Source organism: Enterobacter cloacae complex sp. SYL003, from assembly GCF_049236925.1.
GTDB classification, from domain to species: Bacteria; Pseudomonadota; Gammaproteobacteria; order Enterobacterales; family Enterobacteriaceae; genus Enterobacter; species Enterobacter intestinihominis.
Genome location: NZ_JBMKJK010000001.1, coordinates 361327 through 383105, shown reverse-complemented (window position 1 = coordinate 383105; position 21779 = coordinate 361327). Strand labels below are relative to the sequence as shown.

General features: G+C 54.6%; 23 protein-coding genes and 1 pseudogene. 10 read left to right on the top strand and 14 right to left on the bottom strand.

Annotated elements, in window-relative coordinates; all coding sequences use genetic code 11:
- Positions 1 to 33: 33 nt before the first annotated feature.
- Positions 34 to 1206 (bottom strand): nitrate regulatory protein NasR, encoded by a 1173-nt coding sequence (gene nasR / locus ACOT1A_RS01825; RefSeq protein WP_276169795.1) that lies wholly within the window; start codon positions 1204 to 1206, stop codon positions 34 to 36.
- Positions 1207 to 1279: 73 nt separating this feature from the next.
- On the opposite strand from nasR, the gene ACOT1A_RS01820 reads away from it, so the two are divergent.
- From ACOT1A_RS01820 to ACOT1A_RS01810, 3 genes are all read left to right on the top strand, one after another.
- Positions 1280 to 1633 (top strand): DsrE/DsrF/TusD sulfur relay family protein, encoded by a 354-nt coding sequence (locus ACOT1A_RS01820; RefSeq protein ID WP_022648372.1) that lies wholly within the window; start codon positions 1280 to 1282, stop codon positions 1631 to 1633.
- A gap of 106 nt (positions 1634 to 1739) precedes the next feature.
- Entirely contained in the window at positions 1740 to 3524 is a 1785-nt protein-coding gene (locus tag ACOT1A_RS01815; protein WP_276169796.1) for a methyl-accepting chemotaxis protein, read from the top strand.
- A gap of 194 nt (positions 3525 to 3718) precedes the next feature.
- A complete protein-coding gene (locus tag ACOT1A_RS01810) occupies positions 3719 to 3958 on the top strand; it encodes a hypothetical protein (RefSeq protein WP_015570352.1) in 240 nt (79 codons plus the stop codon).
- A 30-nt stretch (positions 3959 to 3988) separates the two neighbouring features.
- Here ACOT1A_RS01810 and ACOT1A_RS01805 read toward each other — a convergent pair whose 3' ends face one another.
- Positions 3989 to 4684, bottom strand: a complete 696-nt coding sequence (locus tag ACOT1A_RS01805) for a gamma-glutamylcyclotransferase (RefSeq protein ID WP_058646419.1) — start codon at positions 4682 to 4684, stop codon at positions 3989 to 3991.
- A gap of 177 nt (positions 4685 to 4861) precedes the next feature.
- Positions 4862 to 5092, bottom strand: a complete 231-nt coding sequence (gene chaB / locus ACOT1A_RS01800; RefSeq protein WP_003856674.1) for a putative cation transport regulator ChaB — start codon at positions 5090 to 5092, stop codon at positions 4862 to 4864.
- Positions 5093 to 5360: 268 nt separating this feature from the next.
- Here chaB and chaA point away from each other — a divergent pair, with 268 nt between their 5' ends.
- The gene (gene chaA, locus ACOT1A_RS01795) at positions 5361 to 6461 is read left to right on the top strand and encodes a sodium-potassium/proton antiporter ChaA (RefSeq protein ID WP_003856672.1); all 1101 of its coding nucleotides are present in this window, start codon (positions 5361 to 5363) and stop codon (positions 6459 to 6461) included.
- A 105-nt stretch (positions 6462 to 6566) separates the two neighbouring features.
- Here the strand turns inward: chaA and kdsA are convergent, their stop codons facing one another.
- The 6 genes from kdsA to hemA are packed head-to-tail and all read right to left on the bottom strand — an operon-like array spanning position 6567 to position 11870.
- Positions 6567 to 7421, bottom strand: coding sequence for a 3-deoxy-8-phosphooctulonate synthase (kdsA, locus tag ACOT1A_RS01790; RefSeq protein ID WP_022648375.1), 855 nt, complete (start codon positions 7419 to 7421; stop codon positions 6567 to 6569).
- A gap of 36 nt (positions 7422 to 7457) precedes the next feature.
- Positions 7458 to 8267: an invasion regulator SirB1 gene (gene sirB1 / locus ACOT1A_RS01785; protein WP_022648376.1), complete on the bottom strand. Its 810-nt coding sequence runs from the start codon at positions 8265 to 8267 to the stop codon at positions 7458 to 7460.
- Between the two features lie 3 nt (positions 8268 to 8270).
- Positions 8271 to 8663, bottom strand: a complete 393-nt coding sequence (sirB2, locus tag ACOT1A_RS01780) for an invasion regulator SirB2 (protein WP_022648377.1) — start codon at positions 8661 to 8663, stop codon at positions 8271 to 8273.
- Positions 8660 to 9490, bottom strand: a complete 831-nt coding sequence (gene prmC, locus ACOT1A_RS01775; protein WP_058646417.1) for a peptide chain release factor N(5)-glutamine methyltransferase — start codon at positions 9488 to 9490, stop codon at positions 8660 to 8662. Before prmC ends, sirB2 begins: the two co-directional genes overlap by 4 nt.
- On the bottom strand, positions 9490 to 10572 hold the full coding sequence (prfA, locus tag ACOT1A_RS01770) for a peptide chain release factor 1 (protein WP_003856667.1): 1083 nt from the start codon (positions 10570 to 10572) through the stop codon (positions 9490 to 9492). The genes prmC and prfA overlap by 1 nt, the downstream gene beginning before the upstream one ends.
- Positions 10573 to 10613: 41 nt before the next feature.
- Complete coding sequence (hemA, locus tag ACOT1A_RS01765; RefSeq protein ID WP_003856666.1) at positions 10614 to 11870, bottom strand: glutamyl-tRNA reductase; 1257 nt, start codon at positions 11868 to 11870, stop codon at positions 10614 to 10616.
- 201 nt (positions 11871 to 12071) lie between these two features.
- On the opposite strand from hemA, the gene lolB reads away from it, so the two are divergent.
- The 4 genes from lolB (at position 12072) to dauA (ending at position 16426) form a co-directional block, all read left to right on the top strand.
- On the top strand, positions 12072 to 12683 hold the full coding sequence (lolB, locus tag ACOT1A_RS01760; protein WP_003856665.1) for a lipoprotein insertase outer membrane protein LolB: 612 nt from the start codon (positions 12072 to 12074) through the stop codon (positions 12681 to 12683).
- Positions 12680 to 13549 (top strand): 4-(cytidine 5'-diphospho)-2-C-methyl-D-erythritol kinase, encoded by an 870-nt coding sequence (gene ispE / locus ACOT1A_RS01755; RefSeq protein WP_023300294.1) that lies wholly within the window; start codon positions 12680 to 12682, stop codon positions 13547 to 13549. The genes lolB and ispE overlap by 4 nt, the downstream gene beginning before the upstream one ends.
- Positions 13550 to 13674: 125 nt before the next feature.
- Positions 13675 to 14622 (top strand): ribose-phosphate diphosphokinase, encoded by a 948-nt coding sequence (gene prs / locus ACOT1A_RS01750; RefSeq protein ID WP_003856663.1) that lies wholly within the window; start codon positions 13675 to 13677, stop codon positions 14620 to 14622.
- Between the two features lie 124 nt (positions 14623 to 14746).
- Positions 14747 to 16426, top strand: coding sequence for a C4-dicarboxylic acid transporter DauA (gene dauA / locus ACOT1A_RS01745; protein ID WP_045308283.1), 1680 nt, complete (start codon positions 14747 to 14749; stop codon positions 16424 to 16426).
- Here the strand turns inward: dauA and ACOT1A_RS01740 are convergent.
- Positions 16412 to 17470 carry a MerR family transcriptional regulator gene (locus ACOT1A_RS01740; protein ID WP_063152557.1) on the bottom strand — a complete coding sequence of 353 codons (1059 nt, stop codon included), beginning with the start codon at positions 17468 to 17470 and terminating at the stop codon, positions 16412 to 16414. The two genes, dauA and ACOT1A_RS01740, sit on opposite strands and share 15 nt — an antisense overlap.
- Positions 17471 to 17590: 120 nt before the next feature.
- Positions 17591 to 17866 carry a stress-induced protein YchH gene (gene ychH, locus ACOT1A_RS01735; RefSeq protein WP_022648382.1) on the bottom strand — a complete coding sequence of 92 codons (276 nt, stop codon included), beginning with the start codon at positions 17864 to 17866 and terminating at the stop codon, positions 17591 to 17593.
- A 274-nt stretch (positions 17867 to 18140) separates the two neighbouring features.
- On the opposite strand from ychH, the gene pth reads away from it, so the two are divergent.
- A complete protein-coding gene (pth, locus tag ACOT1A_RS01730; protein WP_032624091.1) occupies positions 18141 to 18725 on the top strand; it encodes an aminoacyl-tRNA hydrolase in 585 nt (194 codons plus the stop codon).
- Between the two features lie 126 nt (positions 18726 to 18851).
- The gene (gene ychF, locus ACOT1A_RS01725) at positions 18852 to 19946 is read left to right on the top strand and encodes a redox-regulated ATPase YchF (RefSeq protein WP_010432886.1); all 1095 of its coding nucleotides are present in this window, start codon (positions 18852 to 18854) and stop codon (positions 19944 to 19946) included.
- 77 nt (positions 19947 to 20023) lie between these two features.
- On the opposite strand, the gene comJ is transcribed toward ychF, so the two are convergent.
- The 3 genes and pseudogenes from comJ to ACOT1A_RS01710 form a co-directional block, all read right to left on the bottom strand.
- Positions 20024 to 20506 carry a competence protein ComJ gene (gene comJ / locus ACOT1A_RS01720; protein ID WP_058646413.1) on the bottom strand — a complete coding sequence of 161 codons (483 nt, stop codon included), beginning with the start codon at positions 20504 to 20506 and terminating at the stop codon, positions 20024 to 20026.
- 226 nt (positions 20507 to 20732) lie between these two features.
- Positions 20733 to 21024 (bottom strand): annotated as a pseudogene (locus ACOT1A_RS01715) (RHS repeat protein); the annotation flags it as partial.
- A 163-nt stretch (positions 21025 to 21187) separates the two neighbouring features.
- A complete protein-coding gene (locus tag ACOT1A_RS01710) occupies positions 21188 to 21622 on the bottom strand; it encodes a DUF6386 family protein (RefSeq protein WP_242607432.1) in 435 nt (144 codons plus the stop codon).
- Between the last annotated feature and the right edge of the window lie 157 nt (positions 21623 to 21779).

The following is a 21779-nucleotide window of genomic DNA, read 5'->3' as shown; positions in this document are numbered from 1 at the left end:
CAATCAGGCATTAAATGCCCACTGACTGTGCAACTACTCCCCAGGGGGTATCTTCCACAGATTTTTCACCGTAAGGAGCGCACGGGCGATATCCACCATGCGTTGGTTTTTATCCATCGCCATTTTGCGCAGGGCTGTCCACGCCTGCTCCTCGCTCATGTTCTGATGCGTCATTAGCACGCTTTTGGCCTTGTCGATGGTCTTGCGCTCCTCCAGCGTGTCGCGCAGGGAAGCAAGCTGACGGGAGAGTTGCTCAATTTCACGCGCCTGCTGGCGCACCAGCGGCAGCAGTGGTCTATCCGGAAATCGCGCCAGGATATCGTCGTACTCATCGTCTATGTGCAGGTTTTCGCTATAGCGACGCTCCTCAACTGCCGTCATCAGATCGGCAATGGCCACCTCCTCCAGCGTGCGCAGATGTTCAAGACGCGCGGTTTGCAGGGCAAACCATTTGAGAGCGGTATCGCCATTATCTGCCGGAGGCTGGCGGGTGCACGCTTCACGCCTGAGTTTTTCAGTCTCCAGACCCGGCTGACAGTTGAGGGTAAACGTCTCCTGCACGTCTGGAGTGCAATGGGAGATAAAAACCTCAAAGCAGGCCTGCTGGCCATCAATGCGATCCACCAGCCGCTGGCGAGTTTCATCGTCAAAGAATCCCTGGGTGAAACCAATAGCCCCTAACGCCCGCTCTTGTCCCACAAGTTCTTTGCCCTGCATCAGGCTGTAAAGGGCCACAAATCGGCCCGCGATGTGCGGATCGTCAATGCTGTCGCTGAGTTGAGGTACGATATTGAGCAGATGACGCAGTATGCGGCTGTAGTGTTCCATCGCCTGCGGCGCGGTGACGCGTTGACCTGTAACGCCATCACGCAGCACCGTCAGCGTTTCAAGGCCGTGCAGTGCACTGGCGATACGTTCGCAGAGGGCGCTGCCCGGCAGCGGTTCGCTAAACAGGAGGTGCAATGCCGCAAGGTTTTCATCCACCAAAGCCCTGCTGGCCTTGCATTCAGGCCCGTACAATTTACCCTGCGAGCAGAGCCAGACATTTGACGCACCGCGTTCGCACTGTAGCATATGCACCAGTCGACTGATGCCGTTCACCAGTGCGCCCAGCTGCGCTAATCTGCCGAGCTGTTCCTCCCGCAGCATTCTTGCACGCTGGAACCATTCGGTCGCGCCAGGCGAACTGCCAGCCACTATCGTCATCGTTTCTCTCTCCGATACATATTCTTCGGTATGAGAAGCAATATTCGTGCCTTTTCAAAGAACAGGAGTCAACATGCAGAAGATTGTGATCGTCGCCAACGGTGCGGCCTACGGCAGTGAATCCCTTTTTAACAGTCTGCGCCTGGCAATCGCGCTGCGCGATAAGGAGAGTGAGCTGGAGCTGCGCCTCTTTTTGATGTCCGATGCCGTCACGGCCGCGCTCAAGGGGCAGAACCCCGCTGAGGGCTACAACATACAACACATGCTGGAGATCCTGACCGCGCAAAACGTTCCGGTCAAGCTGTGCAAAACCTGTACCGACGGTCGCGGCATTACCGGGCTGCCCCTGATTGATGGCGTGGAAATTGGCACGCTGGTTGAACTGGCTGAATGGACTCTTACCGCTGATAAAGTATTAACTTTTTAATAATAAATCGCTAAAAATATTATTTTCTTATGGACGCGGTTTCAACATCAAGTTTACCTGCGCCATTGCCGATAGGCATGGAAACAACACAGCAGGTATTACACTTATGTTCAGATCCATTCGCGCCCGCATCATTGCGGCGACGACAGGCTGTATGGTCGTCGCCCTTCTTCTTAATACCATTATCAACTTTCAGGTCACGCGCCAGGATAATCAGCAGTCGCAGCGCGATATACTGACCAGCACCAGCGCCAGCCACAATATGGCGATTGCCGACTGGGTCAAAAGCAAAATGACGGTGATTGCCTCCGCGCAGAGTATCGCGCTGGCTGACGATCCGGTTCCGGTGTTTAAGCAATTAGCCCAGGCGGGCGGCTTCACCAACGTCTACGCAGGCTACGCCAGCAAGACGGCGAAATTCTCCGATCCTGCGGGGGTCCCGGCGGATTATGACCCAACCATTCGTCCCTGGTATCAGCAGGTGGTGAGCACGGACGGCCCGGTTGTGACGGCGCCCTACGTTGATGCCGGGACCGGGAAGCTGGTGGTGACGTTTGCCGTACCGGTGAAGGAGAATGGTACTCTGAAAGCAGTGGTAGCGGGCGATGTCGCCATGGATAGCGTGGTGGCGAACGTGCGCGGGATCCACCCAACGCCTGCCAGCAGCGGGTTGCTCCTGAACAGCGACGGCACGGTTATTGCCGCCAACGAGCCGACCCTGACGCTGAAGCCGTTTACCGGGACGATCAAAGGCATCGACCTTGCGGCGCTGAAGAGCGGTAATCCGGTCGACGGGACGCTGAATGATGAGGAAAAAACCTTTATAGCCTCAGCCGTGCCGGGCACGAACTGGCTGCTGGTCGTCGCCCTCGACAGCAGCGACGCTACCTCCGGCATGCGTTCCTTGCTGAAAGCGTCGGCAATCTCGCTGGTGATTCTGGCGCTTCTTAGCGGCGCCATTGTCCACCTCTTGATAGCCCGCCTGCTTAAGCGCCTGTCCGACATTCGCGACGCGATGCACAGCATTGCCAACGGCACCAACGATCTGTCCCAGCGTCTGCCGGATAGCGGTGATGACGAAGTGGCGCAAATTGCGCAGGCGTTTAACGCCTTCAGCAATAAGCTCTCGGTGGTGATGGTCCAGCTTCGCGACGCCAGCGCCTCAGTGAAAAACGCCGCGCAGGAGATTGCGGCAGGCAACCAAGATCTCTCCGGACGAACCGAGCAGGCCGCGTCCAGCCTGCGTGAGACCGCCAGCGCCGTGGAAGAGATAACCGCCTCCGTTACCCAGTCGAATGAATCGGCCAAAGAGGCCAACGACCAGGCCAGTAAGGCCTCTGCGGCCGCAGCGCGCGGCGGCGAAGTTGTCTCGCAGGCAATCAGCACCATGCAGTCCATCGAAGTGGCTTCTGCAAAGATTGGCGATATCACCAGCGTGATTGACGGCATCGCCTTCCAGACCAACATTCTGGCGCTTAACGCCTCCGTCGAAGCGGCTCGTGCCGGTGAGCAGGGCCGTGGGTTCGCGGTCGTTGCGGGGGAAGTGCGTAATCTGGCCAGCCGCAGCGCTCAGGCGGCGAAAGAGATCAAATCCCTTATTGACTCCACTACCGAAAGCGTTGCAACCGGCTCCCGGTTTGTGCACCTTGCGGGCGACAGCATGGATGAGATCCGCGCCAGCGTCGGGAGCGTGTCTGGCATTATGCGTGAAATATCTATTGCCACCCGCGAGCAGATGAAAGGGATCCATGAAATTAACCACGCGGTGACTCACCTGGATCGCATGGTGCAGCAGAACGCTGAACTCGTTGTACAGTCTGCTGCGGCGGCCAGCGCGCTGCAAAGCCAGGCGGGCGACCTTGCTGAGACCGCTGGCCATTTCCGCATATAATTTTTCCCGGACGCGCGTTAAGCAGGGAAAACGCGCGTCCGCTGAAAGGTTTCAGGGATTTTGTCATTTTTGTTTAATCGTTGCGCCATTTTTTGATCGAAATCAGCATCACCTACCTTCCCCTTTGGTGTTATGCAATGAGTAAATTGTGAACAACATCACGCTCGGGATGGGCAAAAACGACGGGGTATAAAATGGCACGAGTTAAAACGAGTCTGAAACTGTTTGGCGGGGATACGGTAGTGGTGCGTTGCTCAGAACGTTGCCGCATCCATCTGATGAGTACAAAAGGGCAAAAGCAATCGCAGGCAGATATCCTTACCGTCCAGGATGATAAGGCCTGGCTGACGGTGCCTTACACCGGCACCTGGGATGTGCTGATCGACAGCCACAGCCAGTCGCTCGAACATTCCGTAAGTTACGTGGCAGCATAACCATAAACGCCCGGCCAGCCGGGCGTATTATCAGGCAAAACCCGGGCGGAGCGTATTGCTGAGCGAGTTCCCTTCCAGCAGCGCTTTAACCTTCACCACCAGCTCACTCAGACAGTCGTCCTGCATACCGAGACGCGTCAGCTCCTGATCGAGCGAGAAAAGGTACTGGGCGTTAGTGCCCAGCGGTCCACTGGCGGCGGCAATCAGCGGGGCAATCACCTGGGTTCGGGTGTCGGCTTCATACAGCGGGTGGCGCGGATCCATAATGAACACCAGCGCGTTGACGGTGCGGCCGTCGTCCAGTTCCAGCTTGCACCAGCTGGGCATATAGCAGCCGGTGATCATCTCGCGCTTCCACAGCAGCGTCAGCTCATCTTCCAGCGTGGTATCCGGCAGCCGGTATGCCACGCCCGTGGTGCGCCCGCCCTCTTTTAGTGCAAGCATACGTCCAGGCTGACACGCGCTGCCGCGTCCGGCGGTCAGGCGCAAACAGAAGGCGCGGTGCCAGCCAGGCAGCGTTCCGGTTGCCGATTCAACAAACTCGAGCGCCGGGTTCCACATCAGAGAGCCGTAACCAAAAATCCAGACCGGGCCATCATCCGGGCGGCAGGCCAGCGTTGCCGCAAGCGACGCCGCACGTTGTTCAGCCGACCACAGAAGCGATTCCTCAATAGCACCAAATGCCGTCTTACAATCTGCCTTCATCAAGAAATCACGCGTTAACACATTCCACCTCCGCCACTGCATGCTTCCTTGCGACATCTTTAATGCGCCTTCCCGGCATTCTGTGCTGTTCATTTTAACAGCAGTTGAGCAACGATAAGCAATTCGCGGGCCAGATGCAATACAGCGGCAGTTCAACCGCCTGAAATGTCAAAATGGAGGCAGCGTATTATTCGGCAGCTATTTCTTTTTGTGCCATTTGTCATCATCCCCTTTCTCATAGTCATTTTTTACGGCGGCCCAGGCCACTTTATGCGCCGTCTCTTCACGGCTGGCATCGTCCCGGCGATCTTCTTTATCTTTGTACTGATCCCAGGCGCTGTTAAAGGCTTCTTTGTAGATATCCTGAGCGTGGGCAGGCAGTACGTTTTGCACGTTATCCGGTAATTCGCTTTTCGATTTGTATGGCATCGTTAACCTCTCTTTTGGCTAAAAGATAAGTGTGGACGACGATACGCCAGGGTGCCAGCCGACAGCAAGAAATGAACTAATTAAGAGCGCAAGACGTTGTTATTAAATTAATATTTTGTGTAAATAAGGTATTATAAGCTTCAGGAAGAAAATTCCCATTAAAGGGTAAAATTAAGTAAAAAATACAGGGTATTTAACCGTTTTCTGTTAATTTAACACCCTCAAAATCTATCTATAATTACAAGCACCTGCACTGTTGGAGAAACACATGACAGCAACACACGAGGCGGTAAAGACCCGCCACAAGGAGACCTCTCTCATTTTCCCGGTTCTGGCACTGGCTGTGCTGCTCTTCTGGGGAAGCAGTCAGTCATTGCCAGTGGTTGTGGGGATCAATATTCTGGCTCTGGTGGGTATTTTAACCAGTGCATTTAGCGTGGTACGCCATGCGGATGTTTTAGCCCACCGTCTTGGAGAGCCGTATGGGTCATTAATTTTAAGCCTTTCGGTTGTGATTCTTGAGGTCAGTCTAATTTCCGCATTAATGGCCACCGGCGACGCCGCACCAACGTTAATGCGCGATACGCTCTACTCCATCATTATGATTGTTACCGGCGGCCTGGTCGGTTTTTCGCTTTTATTAGGTGGCCGCAAATTTGCCACCCAGTACATGAACCTTTTTGGCATTAAACAGTATCTGATCGCCCTGTTCCCGCTGGCGATTATCGTGCTGGTATTCCCGATGGCATTGCCGGGCGCAAACTTCACCACCGGCCAGGCGCTGCTGGTGGCACTGATTTCCGCGGCGATGTACGGCGTGTTTTTGCTGATCCAGACCAAAACGCACCAGAGCCTGTTTGTTTACGAGCATGAAGACGACGGCGACGATGATGACCCGCATCACGGTAAGCCGTCGGCCCACAGCAGCGCGTGGCACACGGTTTGGCTAATCGTGCATCTGATTGCGGTAATTGCGGTCACCAAGATGAATGCGAACCCGCTGGAGGCGCTGTTAACTGAACTGAACGCGCCGGTCGCCTTTACCGGTTTCCTGGTAGCCCTGTTGATCCTGTCGCCAGAAGGCCTGGGAGCGCTGAAAGCGGTGCTCAATAATCAGGTGCAGCGTGCGATGAATCTGTTCTTTGGCTCCGTTCTGGCGACCATCTCCCTTACCGTTCCGGTGGTAACGCTTATTGCCTTTATGACGGGGAATGAATTGCAGTTTGCGCTGGGTGCACCAGAGATGATTGTGATGGTAGCGTCGCTACTCCTGTGCCAGATTTCCTTCTCAACCGGCCGCACCAATGTGCTGAACGGCGCGGCGCATATGGCGCTGTTTATTGCGTATCTGATGACGATATTTGCGTAATTTTTTTGCCGGGTGGCGCTGCGCTTACCCGGCCTATGAAACCCGTAGGCCCGCGCAAGCGTAGCGCCGCCGGGCAAAGAAAAACCCGCCGAAGCGGGTTTTTTATTAGTTGCTGGTATCCAGCTCGTCGAAGCTCTTCACCAGATCGTCAATCGCTTTAATCTGTTTCAGGAATGGCTCCAGCTTATCCAGCGGCAGCGCAGATGGACCGTCGCATTTTGCGTTAACCGGATCCGGGTGCGCTTCAATGAACAGACCCGCCAGGCCGGTTGCCATACCGGCGCGCGCCAGTTCGGTCACCTGCGCACGACGCCCGCCAGACGCGGCGCCAAACGGGTCGCGACATTGCAGGGAGTGGGTCACGTCGAAAATCACCGGAGACTGGTTAGAGACGTTCTTCATTACGCTGAAGCCCAGCATATCCACAACCAGGTTGTCATAACCGAAGTTTGAACCACGGTCGCACAGGATCACCTGGTCGTTACCACCTTCGATAAACTTATCGACGATGTTACCCATCTGGCCAGGGCTCACGAACTGCGGTTTTTTCACGTTAATCACGGCACCGGTTTTCGCCATCGCTTCTACCAGGTCAGTCTGGCGCGCCAGGAACGCCGGAAGCTGAATCACGTCTACCACATCAGCCACGGGCTGTGCCTGAGACGCTTCGTGCACGTCGGTGATCACTTTCACGCCAAACGTCTGTTTCAGCTCCTGGAAAATCTTCATCCCCTCTTCCAGGCCCGGGCCACGGTAGGAGTGAATGGAGGAGCGGTTGGCTTTGTCAAAAGAGGCTTTAAACACGTACGGGATGCCCAGCTTCTGGGTCACGGTCACGTAGTGTTCACAGATGCGCATAGCGAGATCGCGGGATTCCAGAACGTTCATACCGCCAAACAGCACGAACGGCAGGTCGTTTGCCACGTTGATATCACCAATGCTAACCACTTTTTGTTTCATAGGATCGCCTTATTCAGGTGTGAATCGGAATTAAGATTAATGCAGTGTAATGTGTTTATGCGCGATCGCGTTGATCTGCGCGCGAATCATTTCGCTGATCGGGTCTTCCGGACATTGCTCGACGAAGTAATTCAAATCATTCAGCGCCACGTGTTCGCAGTCGAGCTGCGCATAAATCAGGCCGCGGTCGCGGATTTCGTACGGATCTTCCGGATTGAACTGCAACAGCACTTCGCTTGCGCGCAGGGCCAGCTCCATCTGACGCTCTTCCATCAGCGCAGACTTCAGCGTATCCAACAGCTTGCGGATCACTTCGGCGTTATCGGCTTCATCGAGATCTTCATTGAACAGCTCCGCTATCGGGCTGATGTTGCCTTTCAGCCAGACGTCCAGCGTATGCTCATCCAGCGTGTCGCCGTTAAACGGATTGATTAACCACATCTCACCGTCCAGCCACTCCGCCCGCAAAATCATCTGCGTGGGGAAAATGACCGGCACCAGTGGAATATCCAGTCGGTGCGCAACCCACAGTAAAATGGCGCCCAACGCGACGGCGCTACCCTGTCGATTTTTCAGCACCTGGTCCAGCCACAGTGCGTCAGACAGGCGATACACGCCTCGCGTGTCGCAGAAACCCCATTCGCCGTAGAAAAGCTCAATCAGCTTCTCTAATTGCCAGTCTTGCGGACGTGCCTGATTGATCTCTTCGCGCGCCAGGCTGACCAGATTTTCCAGTTCAGCGTAAACGTACTGTGATGTGAAATCGTCGCGGATCATCTCTGAAATCAGGATCATACCATCGCATAGCGGCACTTTGTTAAATTCGAAATCGGCTAAGGACCTCATGACTTACCCCAGTAACGGTATTCTTGTGGTGGCGAGTTTAATGATGATGTACAGCACCACCAGACCCAGCAGAAAGGCGATAAACCCTGTCTGCTGGCTGCGCGGACGATGACGCCCAAGCGCGATAAAACCCAAAACGATGTAGATGATAACGCCAAACAGCTTTTCAGTCAGCCATAGGCCTTTATCAGTAAATGGCAGATAGCCGGTCTTCCACATTAACCCGGCTCCGGAAAGGAACAGCACTGTGTCGATACCGTGTGGGGCGATACGTACCCAGCGGGCGTTAATCAGCGGATTATTGCTGTAGCGCCACCAGTAGCGGACAATGAAAAAGCCGATGGTCAGGGCAACGGAAACCAGGTGAACGGAGATCAGCAGCGTAAACAGGCTCATGACCACTGCCCCAGCGTCAGACGTTCATTGCCGCCGTAATCCCGGCAGGTTTCCACGGCGGCGTATCCGGCACGCGTAAACAGCGCTCGCACCGCCTCTCCCTGCGTCCACCCATGTTCCACCAGCAGCCAGCCACCGGGAAGCAAATGTTGCCGTGACGTTGTCACAATGTGATCGAGATCCGCAAGTCCCTGATTCGCAGCGACCAGCGCGGTCAACGGTTCGAAACGCACGTCGCCCTGCGTGAGATGCGGATCGTCTTCGTCGATGTAGGGCGGATTGCTGACAATCATTTCGAACATGCGGCTTTCAAGCGCGGCAAACCAGCTGCTTTGCAGAACGGAAACATTGTTCAGCCTCAGCCGTTCAACGTTGCGCCGCGCGAGGGCGACCGCATCAGGCATCACGTCTACCGCCATCACGATACAGTCCGGCCGCTCGCTGGCAAGCGCCAGCGCAATCGCGCCGGTGCCGGTACCGAGATCGAGGATCTGACACGACTGCGCCGGTAACCGCGCCAGCGCCTGCTCCACCAGACACTCGGTGTCCGGGCGAGGGATCAGCGTGGCCGCTGAGACGTACAGCGGAAGTGACCAGAACTCGCGCTCGCCAACCAGATGCGCCACCGGCTCGCCGGTTTTACGGCGGGCGAGCAGCGCCTCCAGCTGCGATAGCTGTTCAGCTGTCAGTTCGGTTTCGCCGAAAGCCAGCAGATACGTGCGGGCTTTACCCGTCACATGCTCAAGCAGAATTTCGGCGTCCCGCTTCGGGCTTTCACTTTCTGAAAGTTCACGGGCCGCCTCACGTAACCAGCGCTGAAAATCCATTAATCCTGCTCGGACAGCGCCGCCAGCTGGTCGGCCTGGTATTCCTGCACGATAGGCTCAATCAGCATATCGAGCTTGCCTTCCATTGCCTCATCCAGACGGTAGAGCGTCAGGTTGATGCGGTGGTCGGTTACGCGCCCCTGCGGGAAGTTATAGGTGCGGTTACGATCGCTACGGTCGCCGCTGCCCAGCAGGTTACGGCGGGTAGAGGCTTCCGCCTGCTGGCGTTTCGCCATTTCCGCCGCGTGGATACGGGCACCCAGCACGGATAACGCCTTAGCTTTGTTCTTGTGCTGGGATCGCTCGTCCTGACACTCAACCACAATCCCGGTGGGCAGGTGAGTAATACGGATAGCGGAGTCGGTGGTGTTAACGTGCTGACCACCCGCCCCTGAAGAGCGGAAGGTGTCGATGCGCAGATCCGCCGGGTTGATATCCGGCAGTTCCGCTTCCGGCAGCTCGGGCATGACCGCCACCGTACAGGCCGAGGTGTGAATGCGTCCCTGAGATTCTGTCGCAGGCACGCGCTGCACGCGGTGACCGCCGGATTCAAACTTCAGCCGACCATAAACGCCGTCGCCGCTGATTTTGGCGATAACCTCTTTGTAACCGCCATGCTCGCCTTCGTTGGCGCTCATGATCTCTACGCGCCAGCGGCGTGATTCCGCATAACGGCTGTACATACGGAACAGATCTCCGGCGAACAGCGCCGCTTCGTCGCCGCCGGTACCGGCGCGGACTTCCACAAAAGCGTTACGCTCATCGTCCGGATCTTTTGGCAGCAGAAGGACCTGAAGCTGCTGCTCCATCTCTTCTGACCGTGCTTTAGCGTCCTGCAACTCTTCCTGGGCCATCTCGCGCATTTCAGGATCGTCGAGCATCATCTGCGCGGTTTCGATATCTTCCTGGACCTGTCGCCAGTCGGTAAAGCATTTTGAAACATCACTTAGCTGCGCGTATTCACGCGACAGCGCGCGAAAACGTTCCTGGTCGGCAATGGTCCCGGCATCGCCGAGCAGCGCCTGGACTTCTTCATGGCGCTCGTGCAGAGCTTCCAGTTTAGCGACGATAGAAGGCTTCATAGGCGTAAATGCACCTTGTCTTAGAAAATGGGTATAGGGCGCTATTCCAGCCCGAGGCTGTTGCGCAGAATAGTCAGGCGTTCATCGTCCCCGTCACGGGCAGCCTGCTGAAGAGATTTGGTTGGGGCATGGATCAGGCGGTTGGTCAGTTTCCAGGCTAAATCCTGCATAATCGCCTGCGCGTCGCCGCCCTGTTCAAGGGCCGCTAACGCTTTGGCCGTCAGGTCATCACGCACCTGCTCCGCCTGACCGCGGTATTCGCGGATGGTCTCGCTGACGCTTTGCGCGCGCAGCCAGGCCATAAATTCGCTGGTTTCCTGTTCAACGATGGTTTCCGCCTGCACAGCCGCCGCCTTACGCTGGGCAAGGTTGTGCGAAATGATGCTTTGCAGGTCATCCACGCTGTACAGGTAGGCGTTCGCCAGTTTGCCCACTTCCGGTTCGACATCACGCGGAACGGCGATATCCACCAGCAGCATCGGCTGATTGCGGCGTGATTTCAGCGCACGCTCGACCATCCCTTTCCCGATAATCGGCAGCGGGCTGGCGGTAGAACTGATAATAATGTCCGCCTCTTTCAGACGTTCATCGATGTCGCTCAGCGCAATCACCTCAGCGCCCACTTCATCTGCCAGCACCTGCGCACGTTCGCGGGTGCGGTTAGCGATGATCATCTTCTTCACCTTGTGTTCGCGAAGATGGCGCGCCACCAGCTCGATGGTTTCGCCCGCCCCCACCAGCAGTACGGTGACGGTCGACAGCGATTCAAAGATTTGACGGGCAAGAGTACAGGCCGCGAAAGCAACCGAAACCGCACTGGCGCCAATGTCGGTTTCGGTTCGCACACGCTTCGCCACGGAGAATGACTTCTGGAACATTCGCTCCAGTTCGCTGGCTTTCAGATGCCCTTTCTGGGAATCCGCGAAGGCTTTTTTCACCTGGCCGAGGATCTGCGGCTCGCCCAGCACCAGCGAATCCAGACCGCTGGCCACACGCATCAGATGGCTGACCGCATCGTTATCCTGATGCCAGTACAGGCTGTTGCGCAGCTCTTCTTCGTTGAGGTTGTGATAGTCACATAGCCAGCGGATCAGCGCCTCGTGCAGGTTGTCCTGCTCTTCCACGCTTAAATAGAGCTCGGTACGGTTGCACGTCGACAGCACCACGCCACCCTGCACCATCGGCTGTGCAAGCAGGCTATCCAGCGCCAGGTCGAGCGTATCCGGCGAAAACGTAACGCGTTCTCGCAGTGAAACCGGGGCCGTTTTGTGGTTAATACCGAGTGCTAATAGGGTCATGTTGAGCGGGAGTAGTACCAGCGTTAATAAGGTTAGCAGGACGCATCATACAGGATGCGCGAGATCAATAAAAGAGACTGCCCCCTTTCGGAGTAATAGCTTACGCCGCGCTTTGAGATAATTTGAACGTAGACGGTGGCACCCTTCAACGCTAGCATTAACAGTTATAACTGCAACGTATCTCAAGGATTTGTCATCATTATGACCCGAATGATTCGCCTGCTGCCTCTGGCGGCCCTGGTTCTGACCGCTTGTTCCGTTCATCAGCCGAAAGGCCCGGGCAAAAGCCCCGACTCACCGCAGTGGCGTCAGCACCAGCAGGATGTGCTGAAATTAAGCCAGTACCAGACCCGCGGTGCATTTGCATATCTCTCTGACGAACAAAAAGTTTATGCTCGCTTCTTCTGGCAGCAAACGGGGCAGGACAACTATCGCCTGCTGCTGCTCAACCCGCTGGGCAGCACCGAGCTGGAGCTTAACGCGAAGCCTGGCGAAGCGCAGATCACCGATAACAAAGGCCAGCACTACACCGCGACCGACGCCGAAGAGATGATTGGCAAACTGACCGGGATGCCGATTCCGCTCAATAGTCTGCGCCAGTGGATCCTTGGCCTGCCGGGTGACGCCACCGACTATACGCTTGATGACCAATACCGTCTGAGCCAGGTTAACTACACCCAGGGCGGTAAAACCTGGAAAGTGGTGTACAGCGCGTATGACAGCAAGACGCAACCATCGCTGCCGTCCAATATGGAGCTGACGCAGGGTAGCCAGCGTATCAAGCTGAAAATGGATAACTGGATCGTTAAATGATGACCCACTGGCCCTCTCCCGCAAAACTGAACCTGTTTCTCTACATTACCGGGCAGCGCGCTGACGGCTATCACACCCTGCAAACCCTGTTTCAGTTTGTCGACTACGGCGACACGATCTCAATCGAACCGCGTCAGGACGGGCAGATTTGCCTGCTGACGCCAGTCGACGGCGTGGCGCATGACGATAACCTGATCGTGCGCGCTGCCCGCCTGCTGATGAAAACGGCGTCGTCGTCGGATCGTCTGCCAGCGGGAAGCGGTGCGGATATCCGTATCGACAAACGCCTGCCGATGGGCGGCGGTCTTGGCGGCGGTTCGTCAAATGCTGCAACCGTTTTGGTGGCGCTTAACCATCTGTGGGGCTGCGGTCTGACAACGGACGAGCTGGCAGCGTTAGGGTTGACGCTGGGCGCCGATGTACCAGTGTTTGTGCGCGGCCACGCGGCGTTTGCTGAAGGGGTGGGCGAAATCCTCACGCCGGTCGATCCGCCGGAAAAATGGTATCTGATCGTTCACCCTGGCGTGAGCATTCCTACCCCGGTCATCTTTAAAGATCCTGACCTGAAAAGAAATACCCCGGTACGGTCAATAAAAACGTTATTAAATTGTGAATTCAGCAACGATTGCGAGGATATCGCAAGAAAACGTTTTCGCGAGGTTGATGCGGTGCTTTCCTGGCTGTTAGAATACGCGCCGTCGCGCCTGACCGGTACAGGGGCCTGTGTCTTTGCTGAATTTGACACCGAATCCGCCGCCCGTCAGGTGCTTGAGCAAGCGCCGGATTGGCTGCATGGTTTTGTAGCACGCGGGATGAACACCTCCCCCCTACAGCAGGCCATTCTGGCGCAGACTGAGTTTCGGTGACAACGTCACCCTGTTCCAGACGTTGCATCGCGCTCTTTAATACACCGCCTGGATAGCGTTTGCTTAGGCCCCGCAGTTTGCGGCGAACGCTATCCACCACTGGACGCATGCCTGAGGTTCTTCTCGTGCCTGATATGAAGCTTTTTGCTGGTAACGCCACCCCGGAACTAGCACAACGTATTGCCAACCGCCTGTACACTTCCCTCGGCGACGCCGCTGTAGGTCGCTTTAGCGACGGCGAAGTCAGCGTACAAATTAACGAAAATGTACGCGGTGGTGATATTTTCATCATCCAGTCCACCTGTGCTCCAACGAACGACAACCTGATGGAATTGGTTGTTATGGTCGACGCGCTGCGTCGCGCTTCTGCTGGCCGTATCACTGCTGTTATTCCTTACTTTGGCTATGCACGTCAGGACCGTCGCGTCCGTTCCGCGCGTGTGCCAATCACCGCTAAAGTTGTCGCAGACTTCCTCTCCAGCGTCGGCGTTGACCGCGTACTGACGGTCGACCTGCACGCAGAGCAGATCCAGGGCTTCTTCGACGTGCCGGTTGATAACGTTTTCGGCAGCCCAATCCTGCTGGAAGACATGCTGCAACTGAATCTGGACAACCCGATTGTGGTTTCTCCAGACATCGGCGGCGTGGTACGTGCTCGTGCTATCGCGAAGCTCCTGAACGATACCGACATGGCGATCATCGACAAACGCCGTCCGCGTGCTAACGTTTCTCAGGTGATGCACATCATCGGTGACGTGGCTGGCCGCGACTGCGTGTTGGTGGACGACATGATCGATACCGGCGGTACGCTGTGTAAAGCCGCTGAAGCGCTGAAAGAGCGTGGTGCGAAACGCGTATTCGCTTACGCCACTCACCCGATCTTCTCCGGCAATGCGGTAAACAACCTCCGTAACTCCGTCATTGACGAAGTTGTGGTCTGCGATACTATTCCACTGAGCGACGAGATCAAAGCGCTGCCAAACGTGCGTACGTTGACCCTGTCCGGGATGCTGGCCGAAGCGATTCGTCGTATCAGCAACGAAGAATCCATCTCTGCAATGTTCGAACACTGATCGAACACGGCTAAAAAACCCGCTACGGCGGGTTTTTTTGTTTATAGTACTTATTTGTATGACTTATGCCTCCTTCACCTGCCATTCATATGACAGATGATGCGCACACGGATGATAGATAATTGTGAAAAACGTAACCTCCTCACATGTTCTGCCCTTTCGCGCCCTCATCGACGCCTGCTGGAAAGAGAAATACACGTCGTCACGCTTCGTTCGTGACCTGATAGCCGGGATCACCGTCGGGATTATTGCCATCCCGCTGGCGATGGCACTGGCGATTGGTAGCGGCGTCGCGCCGCAGTACGGGCTGTACACCTCGGCCGTTGCGGGAATTGTGATTGCGCTGACGGGCGGGTCCCGCTTCAGCGTCTCCGGCCCAACTGCTGCCTTTGTGGTGATCCTCTACCCGGTTTCCCAACAGTTTGGTCTGGCAGGCCTGCTGGTTGCCACCCTGATGTCTGGCATCTTTTTAATTCTGTTCGGTCTGGCCCGCTTTGGTCGCCTGATTGAATATATTCCCCTTTCCGTGACGCTGGGGTTCACCTCGGGGATTGGGATTACCATCGGGACCATGCAGATTAAGGATTTCCTCGGCCTGCAAATGGCCCATGTTCCGGAGCACTACTTACAGAAAGTGGGCGCGCTGTTTATGGCGTTGCCGACGGCCAACCTGGGCGATGCAGCCATTGGCATCGTTACCCTCGGCACACTCATCGTCTGGCCTCGCTTAGGCATTCGTCTCCCGGGGCATCTCCCCGCTCTGCTGCTGGGCTGCGCGGTGATGGGCGTCGTCAACCTGCTCGGTGGACAGGTCGCCACCATTGGCTCCCAGTTCCACTATGTTCTGGCGGATGGCTCACAGGGTAACGGTATTCCGCAGCTGCTGCCGCAGCTGGTTCTGCCGTGGGACATGCCGGGCTCCAGCTTCACCCTGAGCTGGGATTCCCTTCGCGCTCTGCTGCCTGCCGCGTTCTCCATGGCAATGCTGGGCGCGATTGAATCCCTGCTCTGCGCCGTCGTGCTCGACGGCATGACCGGCACTAAGCACAAAGCCAACAGCGAACTGGTCGGTCAGGGCTTAGGGAACATCGTTGCACCGTTCTTCGGCGGTATTACGGCTACGGCTGCGATTGCCCGTTCCGCCGCGAACGTACGTGCGGGCGCGACATCACCGGTTTCAGCGGTCATTCACTCCCTGCTGGTGATCATGGCGCTGCTGATCCTTGCCCCGCTGCTTTCATGGCTTCCACTCTCGGCCATGGCTGCGCTGCTGTTGATGGTGGCCTGGAATATGAGTGAGGCGCATAAGGTGGTGAATCTGCTGCGCCGTGCGCCGAAAGACGACATCATCGTGATGCTGATCTGCATGTCGCTGACCGTGCTGTTTGATATGGTTATCGCTATCAGCGTCGGCATAGTGCTGGCCTCGCTGCTGTTTATGCGCCGCATCGCGCAGATGACGCGTCTCTCCCCGGTTAACGTTGAGGTACCTGACGATGTGCTGGTGCTGCGCGTGATTGGCCCGCTGTTCTTCGCCGCGGCGGAAGGTTTGTTCAGCGATCTGGCGTCCCGCATCGCGGGCAAACGGATTGTGGTGCTGAAGTGGGATGCCGTCCCGGTGCTGGATGCCGGCGGTCTGGATGCCTTCCAGCGCTTTGTTGCCCGCCTGCCGGAAGGCTGCGAGCTGCGGATCAGTAACCTCGAATTCCAGCCCCTGCGCACCATGGCGCGCGCGGGCGTACAGCCGATCCCTGGCCGATTGTCCTTCTACCCTAACCGTGAAGCTGCATTAGCGGATCTGTGAGTCATCTGATGCAGAGATACGTCTTTGCATCATCACCCCGATCGCCTGCTGGAGCCATTCAAGCACGGCAGGCGTCATCCACGTGCCTTTCATCAGATGCGGCTCCTGCTGCATGGCGAGACGAAATTTTTGCTGGGTCTGCGGGTTTGTTCCCGCATAGGACTGGAATAAAACCAGCCACTTTTCTGCCAGCTTTTGCGCATCGTCAGAAGCGGGACTGAGATTATCCCGCTGCGCCTGATGTAGCTTTGCCACCAGCGGCGGCCACTCCATCATCCGGTCAAAGTAGTGCGCCCGGGTAAAGGCCATCTCTTCGGCAGTGAGATATTTCTCCCAGATGCTGAGCTTTGATTCGGCAAACGCCCGCGTGATGTAATCCGTAATCTCCGGTGTAATGCCGGTTTGCTCCTGCATCTGCGGCTCCACGCTGTGCATTTCGTTCAGACGGGTCAAAAATTCCGGTTTGCCTGCGGTATCCTGTTCCAGGCGTTCCATCCACCGTGAAGCCAAATCGGTCGCCCGCGCGTCCGTGACGCTGACGTTCTGTTCCAGTAAATGTTTAACCTCCGTCACCAGACCCGACCAGATATCCGCCAGCGCCTCTTTCTCTACCGCAAACGGCAGTTGCTGCAACTCTTCTTTGCTAAACCAGCGATCGTACATATTCATTAACTCCAGAGTCTGTAGCCAGGATTCCAGATCCGGCGTCGCATCGTCGGTCAGCCCGGTACGCAATTCCACCAGCCGGTTGCGCAGCGTATGGATGCTACGCAGTTGCTTGTCCAGCAAAGTGATTTGCCCGTCGAGTAATTCCGCTAATGACAGCGAACGCTGTTCCAGAAAATCCCTGATTTCGGCAAGCTCCAGCCCGGCTTTTGCCAGCGTCTGGATCATATGCAGACGCTGCACATCCGCCAGGTTATAAAGCCGGTAGCCTGCCGCGCTTCTGGCAGAAGGTAACAACAGCCCTGTTTGCTCGTAGTGATGCAAAGTCCGCACGGTGATCCCAGCACGTTTCGCCAGTTCACCCACCTGAATCAACATAACGGCTCCTTTTGTTCTGCCAGTGTTGCTACTCTGAAGCCTTACGTTACGTGAGGGTCAATGCGTCATGCAAAAAAAAACGACTTCAGATGAAGTCGTTTCGGTGTTCTTTATGGGGCACTAGCCGTGCTTATGCTGGTCGCGGCGGCATCGTTTATCGTAATGGCGCACCCACCAGTATTTATCGCAGACTTCCTCATGTCCGCTCACGCGCGCCCCGGCGAGCCACAATACCGCACCGAGGAAGATACTCAGCACCGCGCCATGCGCAAAGTATTGTGGGAGGTCAAGCTGCGGTAATTGGTTTAAAATTGAATAACCGACACCGGCGACCATCACGAACAGTCCCAACCCCATTAGCACGTTACCGAGCATTGAAGCGTTTTTGCGTTTCATATGTCACCTCCGGAACTTTGGGTTGTCAGGGGAAAAACCCCTTCTCCTTGTGTGTAAAGTATAGACAACGCCACTTATATGAGTTGCGTGAATGATCACATTTACAGATAACTCCCGGACAAAAATTTACAAATAAGACATTGAACAGCTTGAAATTCTAATTGTTCAAAGAAGAAATTATTCGCATTTCGGTGTACAGCAGGCAGAACTTTGTCAAGCGGCGCGCCAGACAGTAAACTACGCGCCAGATCTGGAACCCATTAGGAAGTAAATCGTGACGATTAAACTGATTGTCGGCCTCGCCAATCCGGGCGCAGAGTATGCCGCTACCCGCCATAACGCCGGCGCCTGGTATGTTGATCTGCTGGCGGAACGTCTGCGCGCGCCCCTGCGTGAAGAACCCAAGTTTTACGGGTATACCTCACGCATCAATCTTGCGGGTGCCGACGTGCGGTTGCTGGTGCCAACCACCTTTATGAACCTGAGCGGCAAAGCCGTGTCGGCCATGGCAACGTTCTATCGCATCAATCCGGATGAGATCCTGGTGGCCCACGACGAACTGGATCTGCCGCCAGGCGTGGCGAAGTTCAAGCTGGGCGGCGGTCATGGCGGCCACAACGGCCTTAAAGACATCATCAGCAAACTGGGTAATAACCCTAATTTCCACCGTTTGCGCGTGGGAATCGGCCATCCGGGCGATAAAAACAAAGTTGTTGGTTTCGTACTGGGTAAACCACCGGTTTCTGAGCAGAAGTTGATTGACGAAGCGGTGGACGAAGCGGCCCGCTGCACCGAGATTTGGCTTCAGGACGGCCTGACGAAAGCCACCAATCGACTGCACGCTTTCAAAGCGCAATAATCGGCGCCATGGGGCTTTTTTACCGCGCGTCGCGCGGGTTACGTGTATAATAGGCGTAGTTATTTACTTTTCTTCAATCGGTTATCGTTAACGGATTGATTATCAAGATATTAAGGTGATTTAGAAATGGGATTCAAATGCGGTATCGTCGGTCTGCCAAACGTGGGCAAATCCACCCTGTTCAACGCGCTCACCAAGGCAGGTATTGAAGCGGCGAACTTCCCGTTCTGTACCATCGAGCCGAACACCGGTGTTGTTCCTATGCCCGATCCGCGTCTGGACCAGCTCGCGGAAATCGTGAAGCCGCAGCGCATTCTGCCGACCACCATGGAGTTCGTGGACATCGCGGGCCTGGTAAAAGGCGCATCCAAAGGTGAAGGCCTGGGCAACCAGTTCCTGACCAACATCCGTGAAACCGAAGCGATCGGCCACGTTGTGCGCTGCTTCGAGAACGACAACATTATCCACGTTAACAACAAAGTGGATCCGGCTGACGACATCGACGTCATCAACACCGAGCTGGCCCTTTCTGACCTCGACACCTGCGAGCGCGCCATTCACCGCGTGCAGAAGAAAGCCAAAGGCGGCGACAAAGACGCGAAAGCGGAACTGGCTGCCCTGGAAAAATGTCTGCCACAGCTGGAAAACGCGGGCATGCTGCGCGCGCTGAAAAACCTGACTGAAGAAGACAAAGCGGCGATCAAATACCTGAGCTTCCTGACCCTGAAGCCAACCATGTACATCGCCAACGTTAACGAAGACGGTTTCGAGAACAACCCGTACCTCGACAAAGTGCGTGAAATTGCCGCTGCTGAAGGTTCTGTGGTTGTTGCCGTGTGCGCGGCCGTTGAATCTGATATCGCCGAGCTGGACGATGCCGACCGTGAAGAGTTCATGGCCGAACTGGGTCTGGAAGAGCCGGGCCTGAACCGCGTGATCCGCGCGGGCTATGAGCTGCTGAACCTGCAAACCTACTTCACTGCTGGCGTAAAAGAAGTGCGTGCGTGGACCATCCCTGTGGGTGCAACTGCGCCTCAGGCGGCTGGTAAAATTCACACCGACTTCGAGAAAGGCTTTATTCGTGCGCAGACCATCGCGTTTGAAGACTTTATCACCTACAAGGGTGAGCAAGGCGCGAAAGAAGCTGGCAAGATGCGTGCTGAAGGGAAAGACTACATCGTTAAAGATGGCGATGTGATGAACTTCCTGTTTAACGTCTGATTAGTTTTGAGTGAAAAAATCCACGCCTTGGCGTGGATTTTTTTATTCCGAGATTAATTCCCCGATCAGTATTAAATTTAAAAAATACCTTCTTTGAGAGGATGGTCTTTTATTCCTCCCCAAGGGTCATCTAGCAAAAACTTAGCATCAATAGCTTCTTTTGCCGGTACAAGAGTGAAATTATAGTAAATCTCTTCCCCTTCACAAACCTCATAAAAGAGTGAATAAACTTTATCGTTCACATCAATATATAAATCGAATTTCTCAGTTGCAGATGCGATTTTCAGCTTATGTTTATCCGTAATAAAAAATGGTACAACAATACAGCGCTGAGCATGTTCATCTAATTTGAAATCATTCTCTATTTTGATATTGACGTTTGCTCCAAACGCGTCCTCTGGCAATGGATCGAATATAACATAATCCTTGTGAAGTACAGCACTTTGCAAAACATTTCCTCTCCCCCACTGACTCAGTTTCTCATCATAGTCTCTGGAGCGTAACAATATTTGACTATGCGAAATCAGCAGATCAACTATTTGTATTTTTTTATCATTCATTACATTACCTCGACTTTTATTATCGTTCAAACTGGAAGTTCTGATAAAAGTTTACCAATACTTGAACCTGTACCACAGTTATGCCCTTCGATATCCGTCATCGGTGCAGTCGAGTTGGCATTGGAACCAGAAAATCTACGGGGCATCGATACTCACCAGCGAATCGTAGCTGTCTTGATCGTTGTAGAAAATAGGTAAGCAGAGCATCCCTATGCACTTCCTTCAGCAGACGGTTATGGATTATCTTCTCAGGGGATCCTCCGTTCGAATTCCCGGCAGCATCCCAACACCACTGCTCCTGTCCCTCAGCGTGCTGTCCTGAACGAGTAGTCGCTGGCGCTATTGTCCTAGTTGAAAAGGTTATCGTCCCGCTTTTCCCGCACCAAGTTATTGCGGTAGCCGTAATCCGAGCGGCGGGACCAGCAGCGCGGCGACGGGCGCTGGGCATTGCCGGTAAAGACGTCCCGGCGATGCAGTCGGCCAAGTTGGTCGTATTCGCTGCGGGTGGTCAGCAGCCACAGGGGGCTATTCTCAGGGTGGTGTTATTCGTTGCGAGTATATTGACAGTTAATTAAGGGCAAGGGTAAATAAGGCGCGAAAAAAAATAAGCAAGAGATGCGCAGAAGGAAGAATATTGTTACAAATGGCTACGTGATGAATTGATTGTTTAACATTTGTTTTTTAAATGAAAAATCCACACCAAGGCGTGGATTCATTTCTGAGATAAACTCCCTCTTCTAAAGAGCTTTCAGCAAATGTTGCTTTTGTAAAGGAAATTAGAACTTCTGAACTTTGCTTTTTATATTTAACTTCGTAACTACCCGGCTCTAAAATAATAAGCTCACAAGATATAACATCTGAATCATCAGGTTCAAGATCGCCGTCCGTGATATCCTCTCCCGCCCCAATAAAAACCTTTCCAGAAGGTACTTTCAAAAATAGCGCCCCGGTAAATTCATCAACATCATGTTTAATAAGGACTTTATAGACACCATCATCTCCAAGATTGAGAAATAATACATTTCCTTTATTTATTTCTTCAACTTCATTTTCTGGAAGACTCCACCAATCTGCATCATCGTTAACTCTATGTTTTAGTGAAACTAAATCATAAATGATATTGTTGCTGTATTTGTTTGGAAATGTATTATTTCATACTTAATTTTCAACATTTAATCACTTAACATATAATCAACAACCACTATTTAGAAGCAATAGAATACGTACAATAAGGTCCAAATTCTCCTGGACCTTATCAGCTTGGGAAATGCTC